The sequence below is a fragment of the Streptomyces argenteolus genome (assembly GCF_042902585.1).
Taxonomy (GTDB): Bacteria; Actinomycetota; Actinomycetes; order Streptomycetales; family Streptomycetaceae; genus Streptomyces; species Streptomyces argenteolus.
In genome coordinates this window covers 409,702-434,195 of record NZ_JBIBEG010000003.1, presented here as the reverse complement: position 1 = coordinate 434,195, position 24,494 = coordinate 409,702, and the positions used below count along the sequence as shown (strand labels likewise).

General features: G+C 72.6%; 20 protein-coding genes. 18 read left to right on the top strand and 2 right to left on the bottom strand.

From position 1 onward, the window contains the following. The first annotated feature begins 546 nt into the window (after positions 1 to 546). The 18 genes from ACFY8O_RS14515 to ACFY8O_RS14430 all read left to right on the top strand — a co-directional run bounded on the left by ACFY8O_RS14515 (position 547) and on the right by ACFY8O_RS14430 (position 22,630). Positions 547 to 2,067, top strand: coding sequence for a class I adenylate-forming enzyme family protein (locus ACFY8O_RS14515; RefSeq protein WP_387901919.1), 1,521 nt, complete (start codon positions 547 to 549; stop codon positions 2,065 to 2,067). After that, a complete protein-coding gene (locus ACFY8O_RS14510; protein ID WP_387901916.1) occupies positions 2,052 to 3,197 on the top strand; it encodes a hypothetical protein in 1,146 nt (381 codons plus the stop codon). The genes ACFY8O_RS14515 and ACFY8O_RS14510 overlap by 16 nt, the downstream gene beginning before the upstream one ends. Beyond that, a complete protein-coding gene (locus ACFY8O_RS14505; protein ID WP_387901913.1) occupies positions 3,197 to 3,838 on the top strand; it encodes an FMN-binding negative transcriptional regulator in 642 nt (213 codons plus the stop codon). The genes ACFY8O_RS14510 and ACFY8O_RS14505 overlap by 1 nt, the downstream gene beginning before the upstream one ends. Beyond that, positions 3,835 to 6,915 carry an AMP-binding protein gene (locus tag ACFY8O_RS14500; protein ID WP_387901910.1) on the top strand — a complete coding sequence of 1,027 codons (3,081 nt, stop codon included), beginning with the start codon at positions 3,835 to 3,837 and terminating at the stop codon, positions 6,913 to 6,915. The genes ACFY8O_RS14505 and ACFY8O_RS14500 overlap by 4 nt, the downstream gene beginning before the upstream one ends. After that, positions 6,905 to 8,137 carry an alanine racemase gene (locus tag ACFY8O_RS14495; RefSeq protein WP_387901908.1) on the top strand — a complete coding sequence of 411 codons (1,233 nt, stop codon included), beginning with the start codon at positions 6,905 to 6,907 and terminating at the stop codon, positions 8,135 to 8,137. Before ACFY8O_RS14500 ends, ACFY8O_RS14495 begins: the two co-directional genes overlap by 11 nt. Then, entirely contained in the window at positions 8,130 to 11,963 is a 3,834-nt protein-coding gene (locus ACFY8O_RS14490; protein ID WP_387901905.1) for a non-ribosomal peptide synthetase, read from the top strand. The genes ACFY8O_RS14495 and ACFY8O_RS14490 overlap by 8 nt, the downstream gene beginning before the upstream one ends. After that, complete coding sequence (locus tag ACFY8O_RS14485) at positions 11,960 to 12,223, top strand: acyl carrier protein (protein WP_145805501.1); 264 nt, start codon at positions 11,960 to 11,962, stop codon at positions 12,221 to 12,223. Before ACFY8O_RS14490 ends, ACFY8O_RS14485 begins: the two co-directional genes overlap by 4 nt. A 122-nt stretch (positions 12,224 to 12,345) precedes the next feature. Beyond that, on the top strand, positions 12,346 to 13,173 hold the full coding sequence (locus ACFY8O_RS14480) for a TauD/TfdA dioxygenase family protein (RefSeq protein WP_145805499.1): 828 nt from the start codon (positions 12,346 to 12,348) through the stop codon (positions 13,171 to 13,173). A 70-nt stretch (positions 13,174 to 13,243) separates the two neighbouring features. After that, on the top strand, positions 13,244 to 13,756 hold the full coding sequence (locus ACFY8O_RS14475) for a peroxiredoxin-like family protein (RefSeq protein WP_167526168.1): 513 nt from the start codon (positions 13,244 to 13,246) through the stop codon (positions 13,754 to 13,756). Continuing rightward, positions 13,753 to 14,079, top strand: a complete 327-nt coding sequence (locus tag ACFY8O_RS14470) for a rhodanese-like domain-containing protein (RefSeq protein WP_387901902.1) — start codon at positions 13,753 to 13,755, stop codon at positions 14,077 to 14,079. Before ACFY8O_RS14475 ends, ACFY8O_RS14470 begins: the two co-directional genes overlap by 4 nt. A 171-nt stretch (positions 14,080 to 14,250) precedes the next feature. Next, the gene (locus ACFY8O_RS14465) at positions 14,251 to 15,030 is read left to right on the top strand and encodes an enoyl-CoA hydratase/isomerase family protein (protein ID WP_387901899.1); all 780 of its coding nucleotides are present in this window, start codon (positions 14,251 to 14,253) and stop codon (positions 15,028 to 15,030) included. Between the two features lie 2 nt (positions 15,031 to 15,032). After that, entirely contained in the window at positions 15,033 to 16,448 is a 1,416-nt protein-coding gene (locus ACFY8O_RS14460; RefSeq protein WP_387901897.1) for an asparagine synthase-related protein, read from the top strand. 118 nt (positions 16,449 to 16,566) lie between these two features. Next, positions 16,567 to 17,214 (top strand): GNAT family N-acetyltransferase, encoded by a 648-nt coding sequence (locus tag ACFY8O_RS14455; RefSeq protein ID WP_145805492.1) that lies wholly within the window; start codon positions 16,567 to 16,569, stop codon positions 17,212 to 17,214. A gap of 2 nt (positions 17,215 to 17,216) precedes the next feature. After that, positions 17,217 to 18,632 carry an argininosuccinate lyase gene (gene argH / locus ACFY8O_RS14450; RefSeq protein ID WP_387901894.1) on the top strand — a complete coding sequence of 472 codons (1,416 nt, stop codon included), beginning with the start codon at positions 17,217 to 17,219 and terminating at the stop codon, positions 18,630 to 18,632. Further along, on the top strand, positions 18,629 to 19,822 hold the full coding sequence (locus ACFY8O_RS14445; RefSeq protein ID WP_387901891.1) for an argininosuccinate synthase: 1,194 nt from the start codon (positions 18,629 to 18,631) through the stop codon (positions 19,820 to 19,822). The genes argH and ACFY8O_RS14445 overlap by 4 nt, the downstream gene beginning before the upstream one ends. A 2-nt stretch (positions 19,823 to 19,824) precedes the next feature. Next, the gene (locus ACFY8O_RS14440; protein WP_145805486.1) at positions 19,825 to 21,006 is read left to right on the top strand and encodes an MFS transporter; all 1,182 of its coding nucleotides are present in this window, start codon (positions 19,825 to 19,827) and stop codon (positions 21,004 to 21,006) included. A 189-nt stretch (positions 21,007 to 21,195) separates the two neighbouring features. After that, positions 21,196 to 21,660, top strand: a complete 465-nt coding sequence (locus tag ACFY8O_RS14435) for a hypothetical protein (RefSeq protein WP_387901888.1) — start codon at positions 21,196 to 21,198, stop codon at positions 21,658 to 21,660. Between the two features lie 100 nt (positions 21,661 to 21,760). After that, complete coding sequence (locus ACFY8O_RS14430; protein WP_387901885.1) at positions 21,761 to 22,630, top strand: alpha/beta fold hydrolase; 870 nt, start codon at positions 21,761 to 21,763, stop codon at positions 22,628 to 22,630. Positions 22,631 to 22,906: 276 nt separating this feature from the next. Here ACFY8O_RS14430 and ACFY8O_RS14425 read toward each other — a convergent pair whose 3' ends face one another. Continuing rightward, the gene (locus tag ACFY8O_RS14425; RefSeq protein ID WP_387901882.1) at positions 22,907 to 23,803 is read right to left on the bottom strand and encodes an aminoglycoside phosphotransferase family protein; all 897 of its coding nucleotides are present in this window, start codon (positions 23,801 to 23,803) and stop codon (positions 22,907 to 22,909) included. Positions 23,804 to 23,954: 151 nt separating this feature from the next. Continuing rightward, the gene (locus ACFY8O_RS14420) at positions 23,955 to 24,464 is read right to left on the bottom strand and encodes a GNAT family N-acetyltransferase (protein WP_387901879.1); all 510 of its coding nucleotides are present in this window, start codon (positions 24,462 to 24,464) and stop codon (positions 23,955 to 23,957) included. Positions 24,465 to 24,494: the final 30 nt, after the last annotated feature.

Below are 24,494 nucleotides of genomic sequence, written 5' to 3'. Positions count from 1 at the left end.
TCGGTATTTCTACCTAGGTACCGTGCGGGAATGTCTCGTCATATGGAACCGTCTTGCGCGGGGAATGACCGTATGATTTCTTCGACTTGCTCGGTCGCCGGTTCGGTCCGGTGGTCGTGTGTTCAAAGGCAGTGAGTGGGGGAAGCGCCTTTGTGGCGTCGGTTGTTCACGTATTCGGGGGATGGGGCGGCTTCGGCCGCTGCGGGGGATGACACGGCCACGCTGTTCACGAAACAGCTGATTCTGTGCAACTCGACTGCTGTACAGGCGGGTCGAGGATGCGAACGCGGCTCTCGTTGTCACCACAGGTGTCCTTCTTCCCTGGGTGCGTGCGGCCCGGTGACGTGCCGGTGACCGGTCCCTGGCGAGCCGTCGAACAATCCGTACAGGTCTTCCGAAATAAATCATTCCGCTGTGCCCGCCTTCCTTCCTGGGCTTAACGAGGGAAATGGCGGAGGAATTGCCCTGCGTGTTCCAAGAGTCGTGGACGCCGTCGTCCACGGTTTTCCGAGAGTTCGGCAGAAATACCCTGGAGGAATTCCCGCCGTGACGCAGCACGCCGTGACGCAGCATGCCGGGACGCGGGCCGCCGGCCCGGCGCCGGGAGACGGAGGAGAGGTGTACGCGGACTTCCGCGTTACCGCCCTCGCCGCCCCCCGGACCCCGGCGGTGATCTCTCCCGACGGTGCCACCACGTCCTACGGCGGTCTCCTCGACGCGGTGGAGTCGGCGGCGCGTCGGCTGGCCGACACCCTCGGCCCCGGCGACGTCCTCGGTCTCGCCGTGGACGACCCGCTCGCCTTCGTCACGGTCTACCTCGCCGCGTCGAAACTGGACCAGGTCACCGTGCTGCTCGACGGCCGGATCGAGCCGCACGGGACGCCACAGGGAGCCTCGCGCTTCGACGTGACCGTGCTCGCGGTCGCCGACGGCGCGGGGTCGTTCGCACTGAGCCCTCTTGCCGGGCGCGCACCATCCGGCGGCGTCCCGGCCCCGGCGTATCTGCCGGACGACTTCGTCGTGCACTGCACCTCCGGATCGACCGGTGAGCCCAAGGGCATCGTGATGACCGGGAGCGCGGTGTCGGCCCGGGTGCGCCTGTGGGCGGGCGAGATGGAACTGACCGCCGCGGACACCGTGCTGTGCGCCCTGCCCCTGTGGCACTGCCACGGCATCGACGTCCTCACCCTGCCCGCCCTGCTGAGCGGCGCCACCGTTGTTTTCGCCCGAGGGGACCGGCTCACCGGCAGGGGCCTCGCACGGATCGTCGGACGGCACGGCGTCACGGTCATGAGCGGACTGCCCGTCATGTACGGCATGCTCACCGGCGTGAGCGGTGCCCGCCCGGGGGACCTGGCGTCGCTGCGGCTCGCGATCTCCGGCAGCGCGCCGCTCGACCCCGCTGTCCAGGCCCTGTTCCACGAACGGTTCGGGCTGCCGCTCCGCCAGGTCTACGGCCTCTCGGAGATCGCCGTCATCTGCTTCGACCGCCGGTACACCGGCCACGGCTCCATCGGGCTGCCCGTCGCGGGCGTGGAACACCGCCTCGAACCGGTGCCCGCCCAGGACGGTCAGGAGGGCCCGGCGTACGAGCTGTACGTCCGCGGGCCGGGGCTCGCCCGCGGGTACTACAGCGACCCCGAGGCCACCGCCGAGATGTTCGAGGACGGCTGGCTGCGCACCCACGACCTGGTGAGCGCCGATCCCGACGGCTGGTACGTCCTCGGGCGCCGTTCCACCTTCGTCAACGTGGCAGGGAGCAAGGTCGGGCCGTTGGAGGTGGAGGCGGCGCTCCGTGACTGCCCGGGGGTGCTCGACGCCGCCGTGGTGGGTGTCCCCGACGCCCGTACCACCGAGCGGATCGCCGCCGTCGTGGTGACCGGGGACGGCTTCGACCTCGCGGCCGTCCGCCGTGACCTCGGGGGCCGGCTGCATCCGCACCAGCTGCCGCGGCAGTACCGGGTGACCGCGGCGCTGCCGCGCACACCGCTCGGCAAGACCGACTACGCCGCCGTGAAGCGGCTGGTGCTCGACCAGGAAGGGGAGACCGCATGCCCAGCGCAGTGAGGGGGGAGACGGCCGTCACGGATGCCGGGGCCCGGCTCGACGCCGTGGGGGAGGGGCTGTGGGAGGCTCTCTCGGCCACGACGCCGGCCGACCACGAGAAGGACGCGTCGGGCGCGTTCGCCCTCCTCAAACGCTCCCGCGCGACGGCCATGCTCATTCCCGCCACCCTCGGCGGAGGCGGGGCGACCGCCGCGCAGGCGGTGCGCTTCCAGGTCGCCCTCGGATCGCTCGCACCGTCCGCCGCCATCGCGACGACCATGCACCACTACAAGATCGCCGCCCTCGGCCGGGTCGCCGCTTCCGGCGACGAGCGGGCCGGCGCGATCCTGTCCGGCATCTCCCGCGACGCCCTGCTGATCGCCTCCGGCGGCGCCGAGTCCACCCCGGGCCGCGATCTGCGCAGCCTCGGCAGCCAGGCCGTCCGCGACGGCGGGGGATACCGCCTCACCGGACTGAAGCGGCCCTGCTCGCTGTCGACCAGCATGGACATGATGTCCCTGATGGTGGAGCTGCGTGCGCCCGACGGGTCACCCGAGGGGTACGCGCAGGCATTCGTCGACGCCCGGGCGCAAGGGCTGACCCGGAGCCCGTTCTGGCAGAGCCCCGTCTTCCTCGCCGCCGAGAGCCACGCCGTGCGGCTGACGGACGTACGGATCGGCGCCGACCAGGTCTTCCCGCTCGTCGGCGACGCGGGACGCCGGTTCGCGACCGACTGCTACCTCTGGTTCCAGCTGCTCATCAGCGCCTCCTACCTCGGGGTCGCCTCCTGCCTGGCCGACGCGATGCCCCCGGAGCGGCGGGCCTCGTCCAGGGGCCGACGCGAGGCCGTGGCGCACCTGCGGGAACTGGAGGGTGTCCTGGTGCGGGCCGCCGACGCCGTCGACGAGGGCGCTCCCGCCCGGGACCAGCTCAATCTCGCCGTGCGCGCCCGTGACCGGGTCGAGGACGAGATCGGGGCAGTCGGTGCCGCGCTGATGCGCGCCGCGGGCGGCGGCGCGTTCGCCCGCGACGGTCTGTGGACGGCCCTCGCCGGCGCCGTCAACGCGATCGCCTTCCACCCGCCGCAGCGCGGCGCGCGCGAGGGTGTGGGCCTGGAGGAACTGGACGCCGACGTGAAGGACCGCGACTGATGTACACCAGAGACCATTTCAGCCTGCCTCTGCCCGCCATGTGCGACTTCGTCCGTGCCAAGTCCTTCGGGGTGCTCGCCACGAGCCACGAGGGCCGGATCCACACCTCGCCCCTCCCCATCGACCTGCGCGAGACCGAGGACGGCGAACTGTTCGTCGCCGGGCACGTGGCCAGGGCCAACGCCATGTCCGCGACCTTCGGCGCCGGAGGCCACGCCACCGTGACGGTCCTCGGCCCCGACACCTACGTGCCCGCCGAGTGGTTCGGCACCCGCGACCGCATACCCACCTGGCTCTACTGCGCCGTCGAGGTGTCCGGCCGGCTGGAGCTCAGCGACCCCGCGCGGACCCGGGCCGACATCGAAGTGCTCATCGACCGCCTCCAGCGGGCCACGGTCGAGGGACCGCCGTGGACGCTCGAGGAGATCCCGTCGCATCTGTCCGAGGTGTACCTGAAGGACATCGTCGGATTCCGCCTGCGCGACCTCGAACTCACCTCGTGCTTCCGCCTCAACCAGCGCAAGGGCGGGACGGAGAGCCTGGCCCGCGCCCTGGGCGAGGACGGCGCCGGGGCCCTGCGGGACCTGGCCGGCATGGTCCTCGACCCGCCGACCACGAGGCGTGGGTGTCCGGCCTCATGAGCACACAGGACGACCTGGCCCGGATGCTTCACCTCGCCGGCGACGACCGCACCGCCCTCCTGTGGCGCGGTCGCCGGACGAGCTACGCCGCACTCGTGCATGCCGCCGACACGCTGACGGACCGTCTGCTCGCTGCCGGTGCGCGTGGCACCCACGTCATGCTGCTGGGCCCGTTGTGCCCGGCGTACGTGGTCGGGCTGCTCGCCGCCCTGCGCAGCGGCGCGGTACCGGTGCCCGTGGACGCGGGCCTGACCGCCGGCCGGTACGCGTGGACCGAGCGCGTCGCGCGGCCGTCGGCCGTCCTGTCCAGCGACGTCTCCCCGGCCGGTCACTACCGGGGAGTCGGCGACCCGGACGAGGTGGTGCTGGACGCCGCGACCGGCCTGGCGGTCGCGGACGCCGCCGGTCCCTCCGGGCGCCCCGGCCCGGTGCGCCACACCGACCCCGACGCCGGGTACCTCATCCCGACGTCCGGGTCGACAGGGGAGCCGAAGGCAGTCGTCGGCAGCCGCCGTGGTCTGCACGCGTTCCTCCGCTGGTTCACGGAGGAGTTCGCGCTCACACCGGCCGATGTGTGCGCGGCCGTCACCCGCACCAATTTCGACCCCTCGCTGCGTGAACTCCTCGCGGTGCTCACGGCGGGCGGCACGCTGAGCCTGCCCGACGTCGACGCGCAGCTCGACCCGGAGGCCCTGGCCCGTCACCTGACGGCCCACGGGGCCACCACCGCCTTCCTGGTTCCCTCGCTCGCCCGCCGGATCGGCGACGTGCTCGACGGCACCTCACCGGACGGTCTCGGCCACCTGCGGCTGGGGTTCTTCGCCGGGGAGGTCCTGCCCCGCCGGGTCGTCGACCAGTGGACCCGCCTGGCGCCGGGAGCCGAGTTCGTGAACCTGTACGGCATGACCGAGGGGACCCTGGCCCAGCTGTACCGTCGGGGCATCCGCGGCACGTCGGGCCTCGCCGCCGACGGTGTTCCGGTCGGCCGCCCGAGACCCGGTACGTCCGTCCGGATCGACGAACCCGGCCCCGACGGCTCCGGCGAGGTGGTCGTCACGTCCTCGGCGCCCGCGCTGGGGCTGCTGTCCGGCGAACCGGGACCCGTGCCGGGGACGTTCCGCGTCACCGCGTTCCCCGCCGAGCTGCGCACCGGTGACACCGGACGCCTCGACGACGCCGGCGAACTGGTCGTCGAGGGCAGACGCGGCAACGACCTGAAGGTCTCCGGCCGCCGCGTCTCCTACCACCGCTTCGTCGACGAGGTGGAAGGGCTCCCCGGCGTCCGCCAGTGTGCCGTCGTCGACCGGGACGGGCCGCACGCGTTCGTCGCCGTCGCCGACTCCGCCGCACCGGCGGTACGGACGCTGGCCGCCACCGTCACGCACACCGCCCGGAGCCTCGGGCTGCCCCGGCCCGCCGTCCACGTCCGGGGCGACCTGCCGCTGCTGCGCAGCGGGAAGGTCGACCGGACCGCGCTGGCCGCCTCGGCCGGCCAGGACGCGGCGGCTGAAGCGGCCGGCCCCGCCCCGCACACCGGCGGCAGCGTCGAGGAACAGCTGCGGGCTCTGCTGGGGTACGGGACCGGTACCCCGTCCACGACCCCGTTCGTCGACACGGGCCTGACCTCGCTCGACATGATGGAGTTCGTCCCCGAGCTCAACCGGCGCTTCACGACCGGTCTGTCGGTGAAGGACCTCTTCGGCCTCCGCGACGTCGCCGCCCTCGCCGAGGCGGTCGGCGCCGCGCGCGCCTCTGCCGAGGACGCCCCCGCAGCCCAGGACGCCTCCGCCGTCCCCACGCCCCTGCCCGGAAGGGTGCCCGAGGGCACGTACCCCCTGTCGGAGCGCCAACTGGCCTACCGGGCACTGTGCATGGCCGACGGCAACGCCGACTGGTGCAACATCTCCCGCGAGATCCCCGTCGACCGCGTCCTGCGTCCGGCCGCCGTACAGGCCGCCGTCGACACCCTGGTGGCCCGCCACGACGTGCTCAGGCTCGCGCTGACCCCCGACGGGACACGCCAGCGGCACACGGAGGCCTCCGCCGCCCGGTGCCTCGTGCGTCAGGCCCCCGGGGCCGCCTCCCGCGGCGCGGAACACCGGGCACGCGTCCAGGAGGCCCGTGTACGCGCCGTCTCCGAGCTGATCGACACCGGCGCGGCGCCGCCCCTGCGGGTGGTCACCGTCACCGGGGAGGACACCACCTCGGTGCTCCTCGTCGCCCACCACCTCTTCGTCGACGGCCTCAGTCTCGACCTGCTCGCCCGGGAACTCGGAGACCTGCTGCACGGCCGTGACCTCCCCGGCGCCCCGTCCGCGAGCGGGTACCGGGACTACTGCGCCGCGACCGAGCGCCGCGCCGTGGGCGATCCGGCGGACGCCGCGTACTGGGACGGACTCCTGGCGGGCGCCCGGCAGGTCGTCCTCCCCGAGTCCACCGGGGAGGGGGCCACCGCGGGGGAGCTGCTGTCGAGGCCCTTCGGTGTCGCCGCGACACGGGCGGCCAACCGGCTCGCCACCGCGACCGGGGTCTCGGTGTTCTCCGTCGTGCTCGCGGCATTCGAACTCGCCGTCGCCCGCACCTTCGGGCTCGGGCCGCTGACCGTCGTCGTGCCCGTGCAGATCCGCCACGGCGCCGCAGCGGGTACCGCCGGCATGTTCACCAGCCAGCTCGTCGTCCGCGGCGAGGGCGCGGCCACAGTCGCCGAGCGCGCGGCGCAGTTCGCCGCACAGGTCGAGGCGGGACTCGCCCACAGTTCACGGGAGTTCGACCAGCGCGCCGAGGCCCTCGGCCTCGCGGGCACCGACTGCTTTCCCCTCTCCACCGTGCTGTTCAACCAGCACCCCCACCGGCGCGGGCTCCGCGCCGGTGACCTGGGGGACTGGGCACCGCGCCCCCTCGGACGGGCCCTGCGCTACCAGCTGCAGGGCGAACTCCAGATGTCCGGCGGCGAGATGGCGCTGACCTACTACTACCGGCGGGGCATCACCGCGGACCGGACCGACGTCGTCGACCGCGTCCACGCCCACGTACTCGCCGCACTGCGCGAAGCAGGAAGGACCCCTGGTGAGCACTGACACCGTCACCGAGACCGGCACGACCGGCACCGGTACCCACACCCCCGTCACCCCGCCCACCCCCACCGACCGCCAGGCCCTGCTGCTGGCCCGGCGGGCGGGCGCCACGCCCGCGTACCTGTACGACCGCGGTGAGCTGCGGGCCGCCGTCGCGCGGGTACGCGCGGCCTCCGTCGAGGGCGCCGGCCTGTACTACTCGCTGAAGGCCAATCCACACCCCGGTGTCGTCAACGCGCTGGCCCCCCTGGTCGACGGGTTCGACGTGTGCTCGCGCGCCGAGATGGAGACCGCCCTCGACTCCGGGACGCCCCCCGGCCGGGTGCTGTTCACCGGCCCCGCCAAGTCCCGGGACGAGGCCGCGGCGGCACTGGCCGCGGAGGTCGCCGTGACCGTCGAGTCACTGCGCCAGGCCGCGCTGCTCGCCCGGACGGCCGCCGAACTCGGCATCGGGGGGCGCGCTGTGATCAGGCTCAACACCCCCTACCCGGCGCGCGTCCCCGGCGGCGAGCCCTCCCCGAACCAGTTCGGCGTCGACGCGGACGACGAGGCACGTGTGGTGGAGACGCTGCGCGCAGGGGGCCTGTCCGTCTCCGGCCTCCAGATGTTCTGGGGCTCGCAGTACGCCGACCCCGCCGTCGTGCACGCCGCCCGCGCGGCCATGACCGCCCGCGCCCTGGCGTGCGTGGACCGGTTCGCGCTGGAGGTCGACTTCGTGTCCGTCGGCGGCGGCATAGCGATGCCCTGGTGCGACGCGGACCCGGACGTCGACTGGGCGGCCATGGGCACCCCCCTGTCCGCCCTCCCGGACGGCGCGGCGGCCCTGCCACTCGTGTGCGAGTACGGGCGTTCCCTCGTCGGCCCGGCCGGCAGCCTGCTGACCACCGTCCTCGACACCAAGACCGTCGGCGGCCTGCGCCACGTCCTCGTCGACGCCGGGATGAACCACGTGATGATCGCCAGCCGCCTCGTCGCCGGAAACGGACGCGGCGAGGTGCGGGTCCGCGCCGTCGGGGCCCGGCCGGACGCGCCGACCGGGCCGGTGCGGGTGACGGGCCCCCTCTGCTCCCAGCTCGACGTGCTCGCCGACGGGGTGCTGCTGCCCGAGGTGGAGCCGGGCGACCTGCTCCTGTTCGCGGGAGTCGGCGCCTACGGACCGACCTTCAGTCCCGGCGGCTTCCTCAGCCGCGACCCCGCACGAGAGGTCGTCCACGGCGATGTCTGACACCTCGACCCTGCCGAGAACCGCGCCGGAGGTGCTCCCCGGCCTCGGCCCCATCCAGCGCGCCTACCTCGTCGGCACGCAGGACGGCCTCGAACTCAGCGGCCCCGCACGCTACTACCTGAGCTGCGACCTGGACCCGGACCGGGTCGCCGGCCTCGGCGCCCGGCTCAGGGAGCTCGTGCGCTCCAACGACATCCTGCGCGTGCGCGCCTCCGCCGGTCTGTCGCTCACCGTCCTGCCGCCCGACGCGGCCGGGTCCGTGGACGTGGACGTACGCCGGGTGGAGGACGAGGCCTTCGAGACCGCCGACGCGGAGGTCCGCCGCTCCTGTACCGACGACCGGTTCGCCTTCGGCGAATGGCCGCAGCTGGAGGTGACGGTCGTCCGGTCCGCCCACCGGGCACGGCTGCACCTGGTGTACGCGCTGTGGCTCATGGACGCCGCGTCCCTCGCCGTGTTCCTCACCGGCCTGGTGACCGACGCCGCCTTGCCCCTCCCGGTACCGGACGCCGCGGCGCTCCGCGCCGCACCCGCGCCCCGGCGCAGCCGGACCGCACGCGACGAGCGGTTCTGGCGGGAGCGGGCGGCCTCCCTCGCCGGTCCGGCCGAACTGCCCCTGCGCCCCGGATGGCGCCACACCGGCCCCCGCGTGTCGCACCGCATGGTCACCTTGGACCCTGCCACCGCACGGCGGATCGAGGAGCGGGCCACCGCCCGCGGGCTCACCCCCGCCATGGTCCACCTCACCGTCTACGGCACCGTTCTCGGCCGCCTCGGCGGCGGCCTGGCCCACACGGTGACCGTGCTCCACTCCCGGCGCAGCGGACCCGTCGTCCCCGGCGGCCTCGGCAACCACGGCAGCAGCATGCCCCTGGAGATACCGGCGGCCGGCGGATTCGCCGACACCGCCCGCGAGGTCCAGCGGCGCTGTCTGACACAGGCCGTGCACGGCTCGCTCGGCGGCGCCGAGATCCTGCGCCTCGCCGACCCCTCGGCCGACCTCAGCCGCCTCGCCCACCCGTACGCCTTCACGGCACTCGACGCCGACACCCGCGGCGAGTCCGCGGCGGGCCTGCGGCGCCGCTGGGAGGACGTACAGCTGCGTGTCCCGCAGGTCCTGATCGACCATCAGGCCGTGCGGGAGTCGGACGGCAGCGTCCGCCTCGGCTTCGACTGGCGCACCGACGCCTTCGACCCCGGCTTCGCCGACGACCTGGTCGAGCGCTGCGTGCGGCTGAGCCGCGCCCTGGCCGCAGCCGACGCGCCGTGGGACGCGGTGCCGGCCCGGCGGCCCGCCGCCGCCCGCCGCCGCCCGGCCGCCCCCGCCCCCCGTCAGACACTGCACGGACGCGTCCTCGCCACCGCCGCACGCACCCCCGACGCGACCGCCGTGCACGACGAGAGCGGAACGCTCACCTACGCCGGACTCGTCGCCCGGGCAGGCGCCGCCGCCGCAGCCCTGCGGGACGCCGGGGCGTCTCCAGGCGACCGCGTCGCCGTCCACCTGCCGCGCGGCCGTGGACAGGTCGTCGCCGTCCTCGGCGCGCTTCTCGCGGGCTGCGTCTACGTCCCGCTCGACGACGCCACCCCCGACGGCCGCCTCGACGGCATCGCACGGCGCGGCGGTGTGCGGTTCGCGCTCACCACCCCGGCCGCCGGGGCCCAGTGGGCGGAGCGCGGCGCCGTGCCCCTGGTGCTGCCCTGCCACCCGGCCCGCAGCGCACCGGTCCCGGACGGCGCACCCGGGCACCCCACCGCCTACGTCATCTTCACGTCCGGCTCGACCGGCGAACCCAAGGGCGTCGTCGTCTCGCACACGGCCGTCCTCGGCACCGTCGACGCCGTCAACGACATGATCGGCCTGTCGGCTTCGGACCGGGTGCTCTCCGTGTCCTCGATCGGCTTCGACCTGTCCGTGTACGACCTCTTCGGCCCCCTGCTGCGCGGCGGCGCGGTCGTGATGCTCTCGCCGGACAGCGCGCGGTCCCCCGCCCGGTGGGTGGACCTCGTCGAGCGGCACGGCGTCACCGTGTGGAACTCCGCGCCCGCCCTCGCGTCGCTGCTCGCCGAGGAGCGTTCCCCCCTGCCGTCGCTGCGTTCCGTCCTGCTCAGCGGTGACTGGATACCGCTGTCCCTGCCCGGCGCGCTGCGCCGGCTGGCGCCCCGGGCCCGGATCACCAGCCTCGGCGGCGCCACGGAGGGAGCGATCTGGTCCATCGCCCACCCCGTGGGCGAGGAGGACTGCGCAGGACGGTCCATCCCGTACGGCCGCGCCCTGCCCGGCCAGCAGATCCTCGTGCTCGACCCCGCCGGGGAGGTCTGCCCCGACTGGCAGATCGGCGAGATCCACATCGCCGGGGCGGGAGTGGCCGACGGCTACGCGAACGACCCCGAGCGCACCGCTGCCGCCTTCTTCGACGACCCGGTGCACGGATGGACCTACCGCACAGGCGACCGGGGCCGCCGCCACCCCTGCGGGACCGTCGAGTTCCTCGGCCGCACCGACAACCAGGTGAAGCTGAACGGGCACCGCGTCGAACTCGGCGAGATCGAGCACCGCTTGGAGCAGACCCCCTCCGTGCGGTCCGCCGCCGTGTGCGTGCGCGGCGAGGGACGCCGCCGTCGGCTCGCCGGCTTCGTCACCCTCGCCCCCGGCGCCCCGGCCGACTGGCGAAACGGCGTGGCGGCGGCCCTGCGGGACACCCTGCCCGTCTACATGCTCCCGGACGTCCTCGTTGCCCTGGACGAGCTGCCCCTCAACGGCAACGGCAAGATCGATCGCCGCCGGCTCGCGGAGCTCCTGCTCGTCCAGGAGGCCGGGGACCCGGCCCCGGACGCCGGGAGCGGCGAGCGGGCCGCCGCGCCGCCCTCAGGACTCCACGGCCACGAGGTGGCCGCCTGCTGGCGCGAGGTGCTCGGCCACCCGCCGGGCAGCGGCTCCTTCTTCGACGCCGGAGGCACCTCCTACGACGCGATCAGGCTGCTCTCGCTGCTGCGCAGCGGCTACGGGCACGACGTGTCCTTCGGGGACTTCATGGGCGACCCGACCGCGCGAGGGCTGGCCGCCCTGTGCCTGCGCAGCCGCCCCACGGACCCCACCGGCGTGTGGACGCACCGGCCGAGGACGTGCACCGCCCCGCGGCTGCGGCTGGTCCTGTTCCCGCCCGTCGGCGGCGGGGTGTCCTGTTACACCGGTCTCGTCCGCGAGCTCGGGGACGACGTCGACGTGCACCTCGTCGGCCTCGACGCCCCCGTGGGCGACGCGGGCGCCGCGACCCTGCCGGAACTGGCCCGTCAGTGCCTGCTGAGGCTGCCGGACGTGACGCGCGGAGACGGCGTGCCGACCGTGTTCGCCGGCTGGTCCTTCGGCGGCGCCCTCGCCTACGAGGCAGCCTGCTCCGGCGGGGCCGCCACGGCCCGGGTCGTGGTCGTCGACACCCCGGTGGCCACCGGGGCCAGGCCCGGCGGTGAGGCCACCTGGGAGGACTTCCTGCACGACGTACGGCAGACCACCGGGGCCCCGGTCGTCGCCGGGGACGCCGCCGACCCCGCGCTCGCCGACCGGTTCGCCGTCCACCGGCGCAACACCGCGCTGCTGCGGACATGGGCGCCCCGGCCCGCGGCGCTGCCCCTCGTGGAACTGCGCGCGGCCGACCTGCCCGCCGAGCCCGACGGCGCCGCCTGGGCACGGCTCGCCCTCCGCGAGGAGTGCACGTCCCTGACCGGCGGTCACTTCCAGGTCTTCGACGGCGAGAACCTCCGCCTGGTCCGGGACGCCGTCGAAGGAATCACGTGCGGAAACGCGAGCGAAGGAGAGAAGCGATGACCGGCTCCGGTGCGACGACAGGTTCCGAGGTGCGCGGCGCGATCCACGAGGAACTCGCCGCCCACGGCTGCTCCGCCCCGGCGGACCGGCCCGATCTCGACCTCATCGGCCTGGGTGTCAACTCGGCCACCCTGATCCAGATCCTGTCCGCCCTGGAGGACCGGTTCGACGTCGATCTCGACATGGAGCAGCTGTTCGCCGAGCCGCTGACGGTGGCCCGGCTGGAAGCCGGTATCACCCGCGCCGCCACGGCCGGCTGACCACGATCCGCCCGTACGGCCGCCGGCACCCAGGCCGGTGGCCGTACCACCGGCGCCTCCCCGGTGAACCGCCCGTGCACCACCGGCGCCGCGCCGGTGCCTCCACCGCCGAAGGGACTCTCATGTCCGAACAGACCGCCCGCCAGCAGTTGACCCCGTCCGGGATGGGCTCGCTGCTCGCCTGCGACCCGCAGGATTCCGTCGAGGACCTCGCCCTGTCGGCCCGCCGGGCCGCGCTGGAGACCGGCTGCGCGCTGATGCGCGGCGTACGCCTCGACGAGGACGGTTTCCGTCTCCTCGTGCGCTCGCTCGGCGACACCGTCGACCACAAGTTCGGCGAGGGGCAGGCCGACCTGCTCAAGCTCAACGCCTCCCGCGACAAGGACAAGGTGGTCACCGGACGCGGCGCGCTGCCCCTGCACACCGACGGACTCCTGGTGGGGGAGCGGGTCGATCTGATCATCCTGTACGCGGCCGAGTTCTCCGACGTCCCGGGCTCCGGCGAGACCTACGTCAGCGACCAGCTGACCGCCGGGGAGGAGATGCCCGCGCACCTGCGCAGGGTCCTCGACGAGCACGAGATCGAGTACCTGGTCACCGAACGCGGCTACTTCCCGACCGTTCCCGAGGACTGGTACACCATCCCCACCACCCGCGACCACGGCCGGGTGAAGTCGCTCAACCTCGCCACCGCCTTCGCCCCGGACGCCGAACCGCGGTCGTGGGACGTACGGGTCAAGGGCATGGAACGCAGCGCCTCCGACGCGTTCTTCACCGAGCTCGACACCTTCCTGCGCGGTGACCGCTACGCCTACACCCACCGGTGGCAGGTGGGCGACCTGCTGGTCATCGACAACCAGCGCACCCTCCACGGCCGCACCGCCATCAGCGACGGCGGGATCCGCGTCCTGTTCCGTGGCCAGCTCACCCTGTCCGGCCCCGCGGCCTGACCCGCCGGCACCCGGACACCCCGGCCGCCCGCCGCCCTCAGCCCGTACAGCCTCCCGACAGGAGACCCGCATGCTCAAGACACGCCGCCCCGCCCCCGCACTGGACGTCCCCCTGACCACCGGCGGGCGCTGGGTCCTCGCCGACCAGCGGCCGTCCACCTTCAGCCTGGTGGTCTTCTACCGGGGCGTCCACTGCCCCATGTGCCGGGCCCACGTCACCGAACTCGACGCCCACGCCGACAAGCTCGCCGAACTCGGAGTGACCTCCGTCCTCGCCGTGAGCGGCGACGACCGGGGCCGGGCCGAACGCGCCGTGGAGGAGTGGGGCATCACCCGCGTACCGATCGGTTACGACCTGGGCCGGGACGCGATGCGCGCCTGGGACCTGCCGGTCTCCAAGGCCATCAAGGAGGGGCAGCCCAACGAGTTCAGCGAGCCCGGGCTGTTCCTGGTGCGCCCCGACACGACGCTGTACGCGGCCGTGCAGACCAGCATGCCGTTCCTGCGTCCGCACCTCGACGAGGTCGTCGAGACCGTCCGCTGGATCAACGAGAACGACTACCCGGCGCGTGGGGAACTGTGACCACCCCCGACACGCTCACCCCGCGTGAGCTGAAGGAACTCCTGGACGCGGGCGCCCCGGTCGACCTCGTCGACGTGCGCGAACCCCACGAGTGGGAGGCCGTCCGCATCCCCGGCGCGCGGCTGGTGCCCATGGCCGCCTGGCTGGACGGCTCCGCGCTGCCCTCCCTGCGGCCCGGCCACCGCCCCGTCTTCTACTGCCGCAGCGGGGTGCGGACCCTCGCGGTCCTCGCCGCCGTCCGGGCGGCCGGACACACCGGAGCCGTCCACCTGGAGGGCGGGGTCAACGCGTGGGTGCGCGACGTCGACCCCGGGCCGCCGTAGGCCTCCTCCGGGGCGGCCCCGCGCGAGTACCCCGGCGGCCGGGCCGCCACCCCTCCTCCGCCCCGGATCCGGCGGCGCGGGACACCACGGAACGGCCCCCCGTACCCACCGGCCGCGCACCCGCCCCGTGCGCCGCCCTCCCCACCCATTCCCCTGCCCACGGAGGATCACGTGACGAGCACCGATACCGCCAAGAAGAGCATGCAGTGCGAGGTGCTGCCGGGCGCGGTCGCCCTGGTGGAGTTCTCGCAGGCTCACGAGCAGAACCCGTTCAGCCGCGCCCGCATGCGCGAACTGACCCAGCTGGTGCTGGACCTCGACATGAACGACGAGGTGCGCTGTGTCGTCCTGTACGGCGGGGCGGGGCGCTCCTTCGGCGCGGGCGGTGACTTCCACGAGGTGTCGGAGTTCTCCGGCGGTGACGAGGTCGACGCCTGGATCGACGACATCACCGACCTGTACAGCACCCTCGCCGGCATCTCCAAGCCCGTGGTCGCGGCCATCGACGGCTTCGCCATCGGAGTGGGCCTGCAGGTCGCGCTCTGCTGCGACGTACGGATCGGCAGCAGCGCCTCCACCCTGGTCATGCCCGAGTTCAAGGTCGGCATCGCCTGCAACTTCGGCGGCTACATGCTGGAGACGGTGGTCGGCCGGAGCGTGATGCAGAACATGCTCTACACCTGCGACCCGTGGCCCGCCGACCGCGCGCTCGCCGACGGTCTGCTGCACGAGGTCGTCGAACCCGGGCTGCTGCTGGAGCGCGCCCTCGAACACGGCCGCCGCATCGCCGGATACACCGCTGCCGCCGTCCAGTCCACCCGGGCACGCGTCAACGGACCCTACGTGCAGGGCCTGCGGCGCGTCCGCGAGGAGGGCAAGCGATCCCACCGCACCGCCTTCTCGGCGGGCGAGGCACAGCAGCGCATGCGCCGCATCATCGGAAAGGCCTGAGCATGATTCCCGTCAGCAAGTGGTGCGTCGTCACCGACACTCCCGTCCCCGCCCTCGCGGGCCTCGCCTCGCACGCCGACCTCGGCGGCCTCCACGTCTACCACCGGGGACCCGCCGAGACGCAACTGCCGCCCGAGGCACCGTTCCTGTTCGACGTGGCGACCCTGGGGCTCCTCGCCCCCGGCACGCCGACAGCCGCGCCGTGCACCCTGCACGTGGCCCCCGACGCCGTCACCGCGCGCACGTCCCCGCTCAACGAGAACCCGGTCTACTACGCGACGAACCGGATCAAGGGCCGCTTCGCCTACTTCACGGACCTGATGGTCGCCCCGCTGGTACTGCCCGCACTCGGCCTGCCCGTCACCCCCACCGACCTGCCCGGCCCCGACCACGCCACTCCGCTCGCCGGCGTGGCACGGCTCCGGCACGGCACCGTCGTCCGGACCCGGTACCGGCGCGGCCACTGGCTCACCGAGACCGCCGACGAGCCCGACCCCCTGGGCGGCTTCCACAGCCCCCACCGCAACGACCCGGCAGCCGCCGGAGAAGCGCAACTCGACGCGCTGACCGCGGAGATATCCCGGATCGACGCACTGCGGCCCGCCGGCACCGGCTACGCGACCCTGCTCTCCGGAGGCATCGACTCCGGCACGGTCACCCACCTCGCCGCCACCGCGGGACTCGACGTCACGCCCTACAGCGTCGCCACGCCCTGGGGTGACGAGCTCGACGACGCCGCGGAACTCTGCGGGGAGCTGGGCATCGGCCTCGAAGCCGTGCACCTCACCGAGGACGACATCGTCGCCTCCCTCCCCGAGGCCGTGCGCTGGCTGGGCGTCACCGACCCCGAGGTCGTGGAAGTGGCCCTGACCGCGACCACCGTTCAGCGCCTGGGCGCCGTCCCGGCCGAGCGCGTCCTGCTCACGGGATACGGCAGTGACCTGATCAACGCCGGTCTCTACCGCCCCTTCGACGCGCGTGAGGAGCTGATCGACCAGGTCCTCGGCGCGGTTGACCGCACCCGGCGCAGCAACGAGCTGTCCAACCGGATGCCGCTCGCCTACGGCACGGTCGTCCACCACCCCTTCTGGTCCTGGCCGGTGATGCGCGTCGCGCTGGAGACCGCGCCGGAGTGCAAGGTGCGCGAGGGGCGCGAGAAGTACCACCTGCGCACCGCCATGGGGCGCCGGGTGGCCGAACCGATCGCGTGGCGCAAGAAGATCGCCGTCCACCACGGAGGCGGTCTCCAGGACGGGGTGGCCCGCCGGCTCCAGCGTGACACCGGCACCACGGACCGGGGTGCCGTCTACCGCGCCGTCTTCGCGGAACTCGTCTCCCTCGCGAGCCGGGGTGAGCTGGAGCCCGCCGATCCCGTGGCCGTCCTCGACCGCGCCGTCGCACGTGTGCGGGGCCGCTGACAGCGAGCCCGCACGGCCCGCGGCGGCCCCGCCGCGGGCACCGGTGCCCCGTGCACCGGCTCCTTCCCGCTCCAGCGTCGTGACCGGGTCACCACGTCACCCACCACAGAAGGACCAGATGAGCCAGCAGTTCACCTCGCCGGGAACCACCGCGTCCCCGGCGCCGGATGCCGCGACCGCCCCCACCTCCGCACCGGAAGGCCCGGCAGCGGACGCGGACTTATACGAGGTACGGCGGCGGCCCCTCACCCGCGCCGAGGCCGACGAGGTCATGGAGCAGATCCGCCGCTCGTCCGCCATCACCGGCTACAGCGCCGCCGAGTGGACCGGCGGGCGCGACACCTTCGTCCTGGTCCACACGGTGACCGGACGCCTCGCCGGAGCCCTGCTCGTGCACCATCTGCTGGGCCGGTGGAGCGAGATCGCGGTCGTCTTCGTCCTGGAGGAGCACCGGGGAAGAGGGCTGGGACCCCGGATGCTCCACGACGCCCTCGCAGGTCTGCGGGCCATGGACCGAGACCTCCTGCTCTTCTTCTCCTCCGACACGATGGGCCGGATCTGCGCCGAGGCCGGGTTCACCCTCTCGGCCTCCGAGGCCGACTTCGTCCGCGGATCCCTCGCACGCGCCTTCTACCTGAAGGTCGTCTACAAGATCCAGTGGCTCGCCAATACCTACCGGTTGCGCGAGCTGCGCAGGAAACGCCGGGCGTACCGGTGCTCCTTCACCTTCCGTGTGGCCGCTCTGACGAACGAAGGAACCCGTTGACCATGACCGACACCAACCGCGACGACCAGATCTGGCAGGGCTGGCTCACCGGCGGCAGCTCTCTCCTGGAGGAGGTCAACGCCTCCGTACGCTTCGACCACCGGCTCGCCCGCCAGGACATCGACGGCTCGATCGCCCACGCCCGGATGCTCGCCCGCTGCGAGGTCGTCACCGAGACCGAGGCCAAGGAGATCGTCCGCGGCCTGGAGCTCATCCGCGAGGAGATCGAGGCAGGGGACTTCGTCTTCGACCCCGCCCTCGAGGACGTGCACATGAATATCGAGGCCCGGCTGCGCGAGCTCGTCGGCCCCGTCGCCGGACGCCTGCACACCGCCCGGTCCCGCAACGACCAGGTCGCCGTCGACGCCAAGATGTGGGTCCGTGCGGCGATCGACCGCCTCGACGCCCTGCTCGCCCAGGTGCTGGAGGTCATCGCGGAGCGCGCCGAGGCCCACCACGCCGACGTCATGCCGGGCTTCACCCACCTCCAGTGCGCCCAGCCCGTCACCATCGGCCACCACCTGCTCGCCTACGGCGAGATGTTCCTGCGCGACCGCGACCGGCTCCGCTCAGCCCGCCGCCGTCTCGACGAATCCCCCCTCGGCGCCGCCGCCCTCGCGGGCACCGGCTATCCGATCGACCCCCATGACACCGCCCGTCAGCTCGGCTTCGGGGGAGTGACCCGCAACTCCCTCGACGCGGTCTCCGACCGCGACTTCATCCTCGACTTCCTGTCCGCCGGTGCCACCCTCGCCGTCCACATCTCCCGCCTGGGCGAGGAAATGGTCATCTGGAGCACCCCCCAGTTCGGGTTCATCACCCTCCCCGAGGACCTGTGCGCCGGCTCGTCGATCATGCCCCAGAAGCGCAACCCCGACCTGCCCGAACTGATGCGGGCCAAGTCCGGCCGCATCTTCGGCGACCTGATGGCCCTGCTCACGGTCATGAAGGGGCTGCCGCTGGCCTACAGCCGTGACATGCAGGAGGACAAGGAAGCCCTCTTCGACGCCGCCGACCACCTGGAACTGGGCGTGCGGGCCGCCGGCGCCATGCTCCGCGGCATCGACTTCCGCCCCGAGAAGACCCGCCACGACGCGGCGCTCGGCAACACCGTCGCCACCGACCTCGCCGACTGGCTGGTCGCCGAGAGGGACGTCCCCTTCCGGGAGGCCCACAGCGTCGTCAAGGGCCTCGTCAAGTGGCTGGCGGTGCAGGACAGGGAACTGAAGGACGCCGACCCGGCCGAACTCGCCGGCTTCGACGACCGGTTCGCCGACCTTCCCGCCGAGGTGCTCACCGTCGAGCACGCCGTCGCACGCCGCAACTCGCCCGGGGGCACCGCCCCCGCGCTCGTCCGTGAAGCAGCCGTGGAACTGCGCCGGCGCAACGCCGCGCTCGACCGAGGAGAAGACCGATGACCAAGCGCGTAGTCCTTGCGTACTCCGGCGGAGTGGACACCACCGCCTGCATCCCCTACCTGCGCCACGAGATGGGCGCCGACTTCATCGTCGCCATGGCGGCCGACCTCGGCCAGGGCGACGAACTGGAGCCGATACGCCAGAAGGCACTGGACGCCGGCGCGGACGTGTCTGTCGTCGTCGACGCCAAGGAGCGGTTCGTCACCGAATTCGGCTTCCCCGCCGTCCGGGCCAACGCCCTCTACGACGGCCAGTACCCCCTCTCCTCCGCACTCGGCCGGCCCCTGATCGGCGAACTGCTCGTGGAGACCGCCCACGCCTACGAGTGCGACGCGGTCGCCCACGGCTGCACCGGCAAGGGCAACGACCAGGTCCGCCTCGACCTCACCGTCGCCCTGCTGGACTCCTCGCTGGAGATCATGGCCCCGGCCCGCGAGTGGTCCTTCAGCCGCTCCGAGACCATCGCCTACTCGGAGAAGTACGGCATCGAACCCCACGTCACCAAGGAGAAGCCCTGGGCGATCGACCTCAACATCCTCGGCCGCAACGTCGAGGCCGGCCTCATCGAGGACCTGACCTGGGAGCCCACCGAAGAGGTCTGGAGCCTGACGACCGCCCCCGAGGCCGCGCCCGACGCCCCCGTCCACGTCACCGTGGGCTTCCGGTCCGGCACCCCGGTCAGCGTCGACGGCGAGCAGCTCGCCCCCTTGGACCTCCTGGCCCGGCTCAACACCCTCGCCGGAGCGCACGGCTACGGCCGGATCGACATGCTCGAGAACCGGGTCGTCGGTGTGAAGTCCCGCGAGCTGTACGAGGCTCCGGGCATGCTCCTCCTCATCCGCGCCCACCAGGAGCTGGAGAACCTGACGCTCCCCGCCGACGTACTCAACCAGAAGCGTCCCCTGGAGGCCGTCTACAGCAAGGCCGTCTACGACGGACTGTGGCACGGCCCTCTGCTCGCGGCTCTGAACGCGTTCGTCGGCGCCACCCAGACGACCGTCACCGGGGAGATCACCCTCAAGCTGTACAAGGGCGGCGTGAGCGTGGCCGCCCGTACCGCGGAACGCTCCCTGTACCGTCACGAACTGGTCACCTACGGCAGCGACTGCACCTTCGACCAGAGCAGCGCCGAAGGCTTCATCGACATCTTCAGCCTGCCCGGCAGGGTGTGGAACAAAGTGAACGGCTGATCATGCTCGAAGCATCATCGACCGTGGCACGCCCCGGGGGGCCGGGCGTCTTCCGTACCGCCGTGGGGCCGATCGCCGTCATCGGTGTCTTCGGCATGACCCTCGGCATCACCTATCCGCTGCTCTCCCGCATGCTGGAGGAGCGCGGCGTCTCCGGGACGGTGATCGGCCTCAACGGTGCGATGACCCCGCTGGGCATGGTGCTCACCGCCGTGGCCGTCCCGGCCCTGGTGAGACGGTTCGGCGCCTGGCGGCTGATGACCGCGGCCTCCGCGGGCACGTCCGTGATCATGGCGCTGTTCGCGGTGACCGACAACCTCGCCCTGTGGTTCCTGCTGCGCGGTGTGCTCGGCAGTTGCGCCGTGGCGATGTTCATCCTCAGCGAGACGTGGATCAGCGAGAACGCCGGCGCCACCCACCGGGGACGCCTGCTGACCGCGTACACCTCCGTACTCGCCCTGGGTTTCTGCATCGGCCCGGCCGTCCTGAGCGTGTCGGGCAACTCCAAGCCGCTCGCCCTCACCCTCGCGGTCGTCAGCCCCGTGCTCGCCCTGTGGCCGCTGTGGACGGAGCGCGCACGCGTACCGTCCATGCGTGCCTCGGGGCGGGTGCCGGTGGTGGCGCTGGCGCGGCAGCTGTCGGTGCTGCTCGTGGCGGTCCTGGCCGTGTCCGTCTTCGACGCGGTCACCCTCCAGTTCCTGCCGCTGTACGGGGACCGCTCGGGACTCGGCTCCGGTCAGGGCGAACTCGCCCTGACGATGCTGCTGGTCGGCCAGATGGTCCTGCAGTTCCCGCTGGGCTGGCTGGCCGACCGCATCGGCGGCCGGGCGGCCCTGATGCTCTCGCTGACGGTGGGGGCGGGCGGCGCGCTTCTCCTCCCCACCGTCATCGACTCCGGCCCGTGGCTCTGGGCAGTGGTCGCGGTGTGGGGCGGCGTGGCCTTCTCCGGCTACGCGCTCGTGCTGAGCATCCTCGGCGCCAATCTCGACGGCGAGGACCTGCTCATGGCCAACACCGCCTTCGCCGTCGTCTGGGGCGTGGGCGGAGTCGTCGGACCGCCCTACGCGGGCGCGGCGATGGACATCTGGGGTGCGGACGGCATGCCCTGGTCGCTGGCGCTGCTGTGGATCCTGGCCCTGGTCACCGCTGCGGCGGCACTCGCGGCCGGCGCCCGCCGCCGCTGATCCGCCCGCCCCCGCCGTGCCCCCGCCCCACCGGGCGGGTGGCACGGCGGGGGCGCCGACGGCTGGGGGAGACATCGGAAGGCGCCCCGCACAGTGCTGTCGACTGCGACTGCGAGAGAGGACGCCGTCGCCTGAGGAGGGGTGACTGTCTTTCAGAGTGGGCATCCTGCAAAGCGACAAGGGGGTGCCGTGAGCGGGAACACAAGCGAGCACGAGACGATTGTCGAGATCATCGGCCTTCGGATGAAGGAGTACGAATCCCTGCGGTCCGAGGTCGTCCAGAGGATCGGGGCCCGGCAACAACTGGCCGGATACGCCGGTGCGGCCACCGCCATCGCGGCAACGCTCGGCAGTGGTCTCGGCCTCTGGCGCATCATCGTGGTCGGGCTCGTGATCCTGGTCGCCTACCTGTACCTGCGGGACAGCAACGACGGCATCCAGCGGCTGGGGCAACACCTGCGGCTCATCGAGAACGATGTGAACGACTTGGCTCGCAGCGTGTACGGACGGGAGATCCTCACCTGGGAATCCAGCAGGCAGTCCGAGCGGCAGGGTGAGAAGAGGTTCTGGAAGGCCCTCGGGCGTTTCGGAGGCTGGCACCGCAATGAACCGCGCGCGAGGGTACCTGGACCACGCGGAGGATCCGAAGGGTAGAACGACCGTCGAACTACGCCTCGAAGCAGGGAGGTTGGGCGTTCCACGTCGGTCGCAACAGTGCCCTGCCTGTTCGGCGGCCGTGCCTATCATGCTGTTCATGAGCCAGTTGCTGAGCCTAGACATCCCGGAGCACGCGCGCTCTGTGCGTCTCCGGACGGAGCGGGGCGTCTTCGCCGCGCTGGACGTCCCACCTGCCGGGCACGCCCCCGCCCGGGGGACGGCCCTGCTCGTACCTGGCTTCATGGGCAGCAAAGAGGACTTCCTCCCCATGCTGCCCGCCCTGAGCGCCGACGGCGTACGTGTAATCGCCTTGGACTGCCGAGGTCAGTACGAAACCGGCGACGCCTCGCCGACGCCCTCATACTCCCAGGAGGACCTGGCCGGCGATCTGGTAGCCGTCACCCGTTCCCTGGGCGCCGGCCCGGTGCATCTGCTGGGTCATTCGTACGGGGGAAGCCTCGTCCGCACGGCGGTGATCGCGACTCAGGCAGATCCCGCTCTCTGGGCGTCGGTCACTTTGATGAACTTCGGTCCCGGCGCGGTCTCTTCTTGGCAGCGGGAACGCCTGCACCTGCTGCTCTCCGTCGTGGACTCGATGCCCCTGGCCGAGATCTGGCAGTTTGTGCGAAGCCAGGGCCAGGACGTACCCGAGGACGTCGAACGCTTCCTGGAACGTCGGTGGATGAGCAACAGGCCGAGCCAGTTGGCGGCCGTCGCCCAGCACATGCTGGGCGAGACGGACACTACGGCTGACCTGGCCCGCTTGGCCATTCCCGTGTCGGTGATCTCCGGCACCCCCGACGAGACGTGGGACCCGGACGGAGTGGAGCGGATGGCCCGTCAACTGGGAGCTGGGTTCGTCCGGATCGAGGGCGGCGGACATTCCCCCAATGTGCACAAACCCGCTGAAGTAGCCTCCGCCCTGATCGATTTCTGGCTTACCCGGCACGGCGCGGCGGTCGCCTGACGTCGAGGGCATCGGCAGGCGGTCGCTCGGATTGCGCCGGCCGAGCTGACCGACGCCGAACGTGAGGCTCTGTGCCGGGTCGGCGAGGTCGAGGTCGAGGTCTCCAGGCCAGCCTGGCCGGTGCCGGGGAGAAGCTCAGGCGGCTCGCACGGGGCCACAACCGGCATACGGCCGTGCATCCAGGCATCCCCACCATGGTCGGTGAACGATGACCCCGCGAAGGCGGGGTGCCGCACGACCTTCGACCACGATCGGGAAACCGTTCGAAGAAGCGCGTCAAGCGCCTTTCAGCACACGATCAAGGGCTGCCCGGCCCACAGGTCCCCAGTGCCGCTTGCCGCCGGGGAGGCCCCGATCCCCGTTCTGCCCCATGAGCATCAGGAACAGGCTCTTCAGAGCAGCCAGCCCGCGGGCGCGCCGGAGCGCTGCCGCGTCCGCACGCGCGTACCTGCCGAAGAACCGCGAGGCCGCACCCGCGGGCAGCAGCACCCATGCGGCGGCGAGGTCCCACGCCGGATCGCCGGCGAACATGTCGCCGAAGTCGACGATGCCGGAGAGTGTTCCGTCCGAGACGACGACGTTCGCGGGATGGAGGTCGCCGTGCACCCACACCCGCGGGCCCTCCCACGCTCCGGCCGCGACGGCGTCGTCCCAGACGGCCCGGATGTCGGCAGCGATGTCGTCGGGGGCCACGGCCTCGAAGAGGAGCTCGAAGCCCTCCGTGCAGTTCTCGGGATGGCCACCGCGGTCCGTGGCGACCGGCGCCTCGGCGGGCGCCTCCACATGGAGTGCCTGGAGGAAGCCCGCCAGCGTGTCGGCCGCGTGGTTGCCGCGGCTGATCGAGCCGTGGTCCAGCGGCTCGCCGGGAACCCACGTCATCACGGTCCAGTGCTTGGGGAAGCGCTCGGACGGTTCACCGAACCGTACGGGGGTCGGCACCGGGAGCGGCAGACGGGGTGCCAGCACGGGGAGCCACCGTCGTTCCTTGAGCTGCAGCTCCGGGGTCGGGTCCATGCGCTGCATGCGCACGGCCAACTCGTTTCCGAGACGCCACATCTGGTTGCCCCAGCCGCCGGCCACCTCGCGGATGGCCAGCCCGGCAAGGTCTGGATGCTGCTCCCGCAGCAGGTCGCGGACCAGGTCCGGGGTGATCTCGATCTCGGTGTCGGTCATGCGACGTCACCGTACCGGGGGACAGACGGAACGAGCTCTCGCGCTCCGGGACAGCTCGCTGTGATCCCGGACTCCGGAGGCCGAACGAGAGCGCCGGCCCGGCGAAAGGGCTGTGGCGCCCCGGAGAGGTTCCGGGGCGCCACAGGAGAGGTCAGACGCCGAACGCGGCGGGGTACTGGATGGTGCCCGTGGGAACCGGGCGGGTGTCGTCCAGGGCCATTGCCATCATGGCCTCGTCCGGGACGTCGAAGGGGGCCCGGACGCCGAATCCGGACGCGGGGGTGAAGCCGAACCGGGGGTAGTAGTCGGCATGCCCCAGGACCAGGACGAGGTTTTCTCCCCTGGTCCGGGCGGCGGCCAGTACGGCACGGATGGCTGCCGAGCCGGCGCCGGTGCGCTGCGCCGAGGGCAGTACCGCGCAGGGAGCCAGGGCGAGGGCGGGTTCACCGTCCACGTGGCAGCGGGTGAGCAGCGCCAGTGCCACCGGGGCGCCGTCGGGGCCCACAGCGACCATGGAGAGGCCGTCCATCCATGCCGTGGGGTCGGCGCGCAGGGCCTCGACGATGTCGGCTTCCTGGGAGGTCGGGAAGGCCGCGAGGTTGATGTCGCGGATGGCGGGGATGTCGTCGGGGGTCTCGGGGCGGGTGGTCCAGGTGGTCATGGGCGTTCCCTTCTCAGAGGCGAGTGGAGT

What these genes read in the sequence shown, in the direction of transcription:
- ACFY8O_RS14510 (WP_387901916.1), top strand. Translation starts at nt 2,052, where the DNA reads ATGCCCAGCGCAGTGAGGGGGGAGACGGCCGTCACGGATGCCGGGGCC.
- ACFY8O_RS14505 (WP_387901913.1), top strand. Translation starts at nt 3,197, where the DNA reads ATGTACACCAGAGACCATTTCAGCCTGCCTCTGCCCGCCATGTGCGAC.
- ACFY8O_RS14500 (WP_387901910.1), top strand. Translation starts at nt 3,835, where the DNA reads ATGAGCACACAGGACGACCTGGCCCGGATGCTTCACCTCGCCGGCGAC.
- ACFY8O_RS14490 (WP_387901905.1), top strand. Translation starts at nt 8,130, where the DNA reads ATGTCTGACACCTCGACCCTGCCGAGAACCGCGCCGGAGGTGCTCCCC.
- ACFY8O_RS14485 (WP_145805501.1), top strand. Translation starts at nt 11,960, where the DNA reads ATGACCGGCTCCGGTGCGACGACAGGTTCCGAGGTGCGCGGCGCGATC.
- ACFY8O_RS14480 (WP_145805499.1), top strand. Translation starts at nt 12,346, where the DNA reads ATGTCCGAACAGACCGCCCGCCAGCAGTTGACCCCGTCCGGGATGGGC.
- ACFY8O_RS14475 (WP_167526168.1), top strand. Translation starts at nt 13,244, where the DNA reads ATGCTCAAGACACGCCGCCCCGCCCCCGCACTGGACGTCCCCCTGACC.
- ACFY8O_RS14460 (WP_387901897.1), top strand. Translation starts at nt 15,033, where the DNA reads ATGATTCCCGTCAGCAAGTGGTGCGTCGTCACCGACACTCCCGTCCCC.
- ACFY8O_RS14455 (WP_145805492.1), top strand. Translation starts at nt 16,567, where the DNA reads ATGAGCCAGCAGTTCACCTCGCCGGGAACCACCGCGTCCCCGGCGCCG.
- argH (WP_387901894.1), top strand. Translation starts at nt 17,217, where the DNA reads ATGACCGACACCAACCGCGACGACCAGATCTGGCAGGGCTGGCTCACC.
- ACFY8O_RS14445 (WP_387901891.1), top strand. Translation starts at nt 18,629, where the DNA reads ATGACCAAGCGCGTAGTCCTTGCGTACTCCGGCGGAGTGGACACCACC.
- ACFY8O_RS14440 (WP_145805486.1), top strand. Translation starts at nt 19,825, where the DNA reads ATGCTCGAAGCATCATCGACCGTGGCACGCCCCGGGGGGCCGGGCGTC.
- ACFY8O_RS14430 (WP_387901885.1), top strand. Translation starts at nt 21,761, where the DNA reads ATGAGCCAGTTGCTGAGCCTAGACATCCCGGAGCACGCGCGCTCTGTG.
- ACFY8O_RS14425 (WP_387901882.1), bottom strand. Translation starts at nt 23,803, where the DNA reads ATGACCGACACCGAGATCGAGATCACCCCGGACCTGGTCCGCGACCTG.
- ACFY8O_RS14420 (WP_387901879.1), bottom strand. Translation starts at nt 24,464, where the DNA reads ATGACCACCTGGACCACCCGCCCCGAGACCCCCGACGACATCCCCGCC.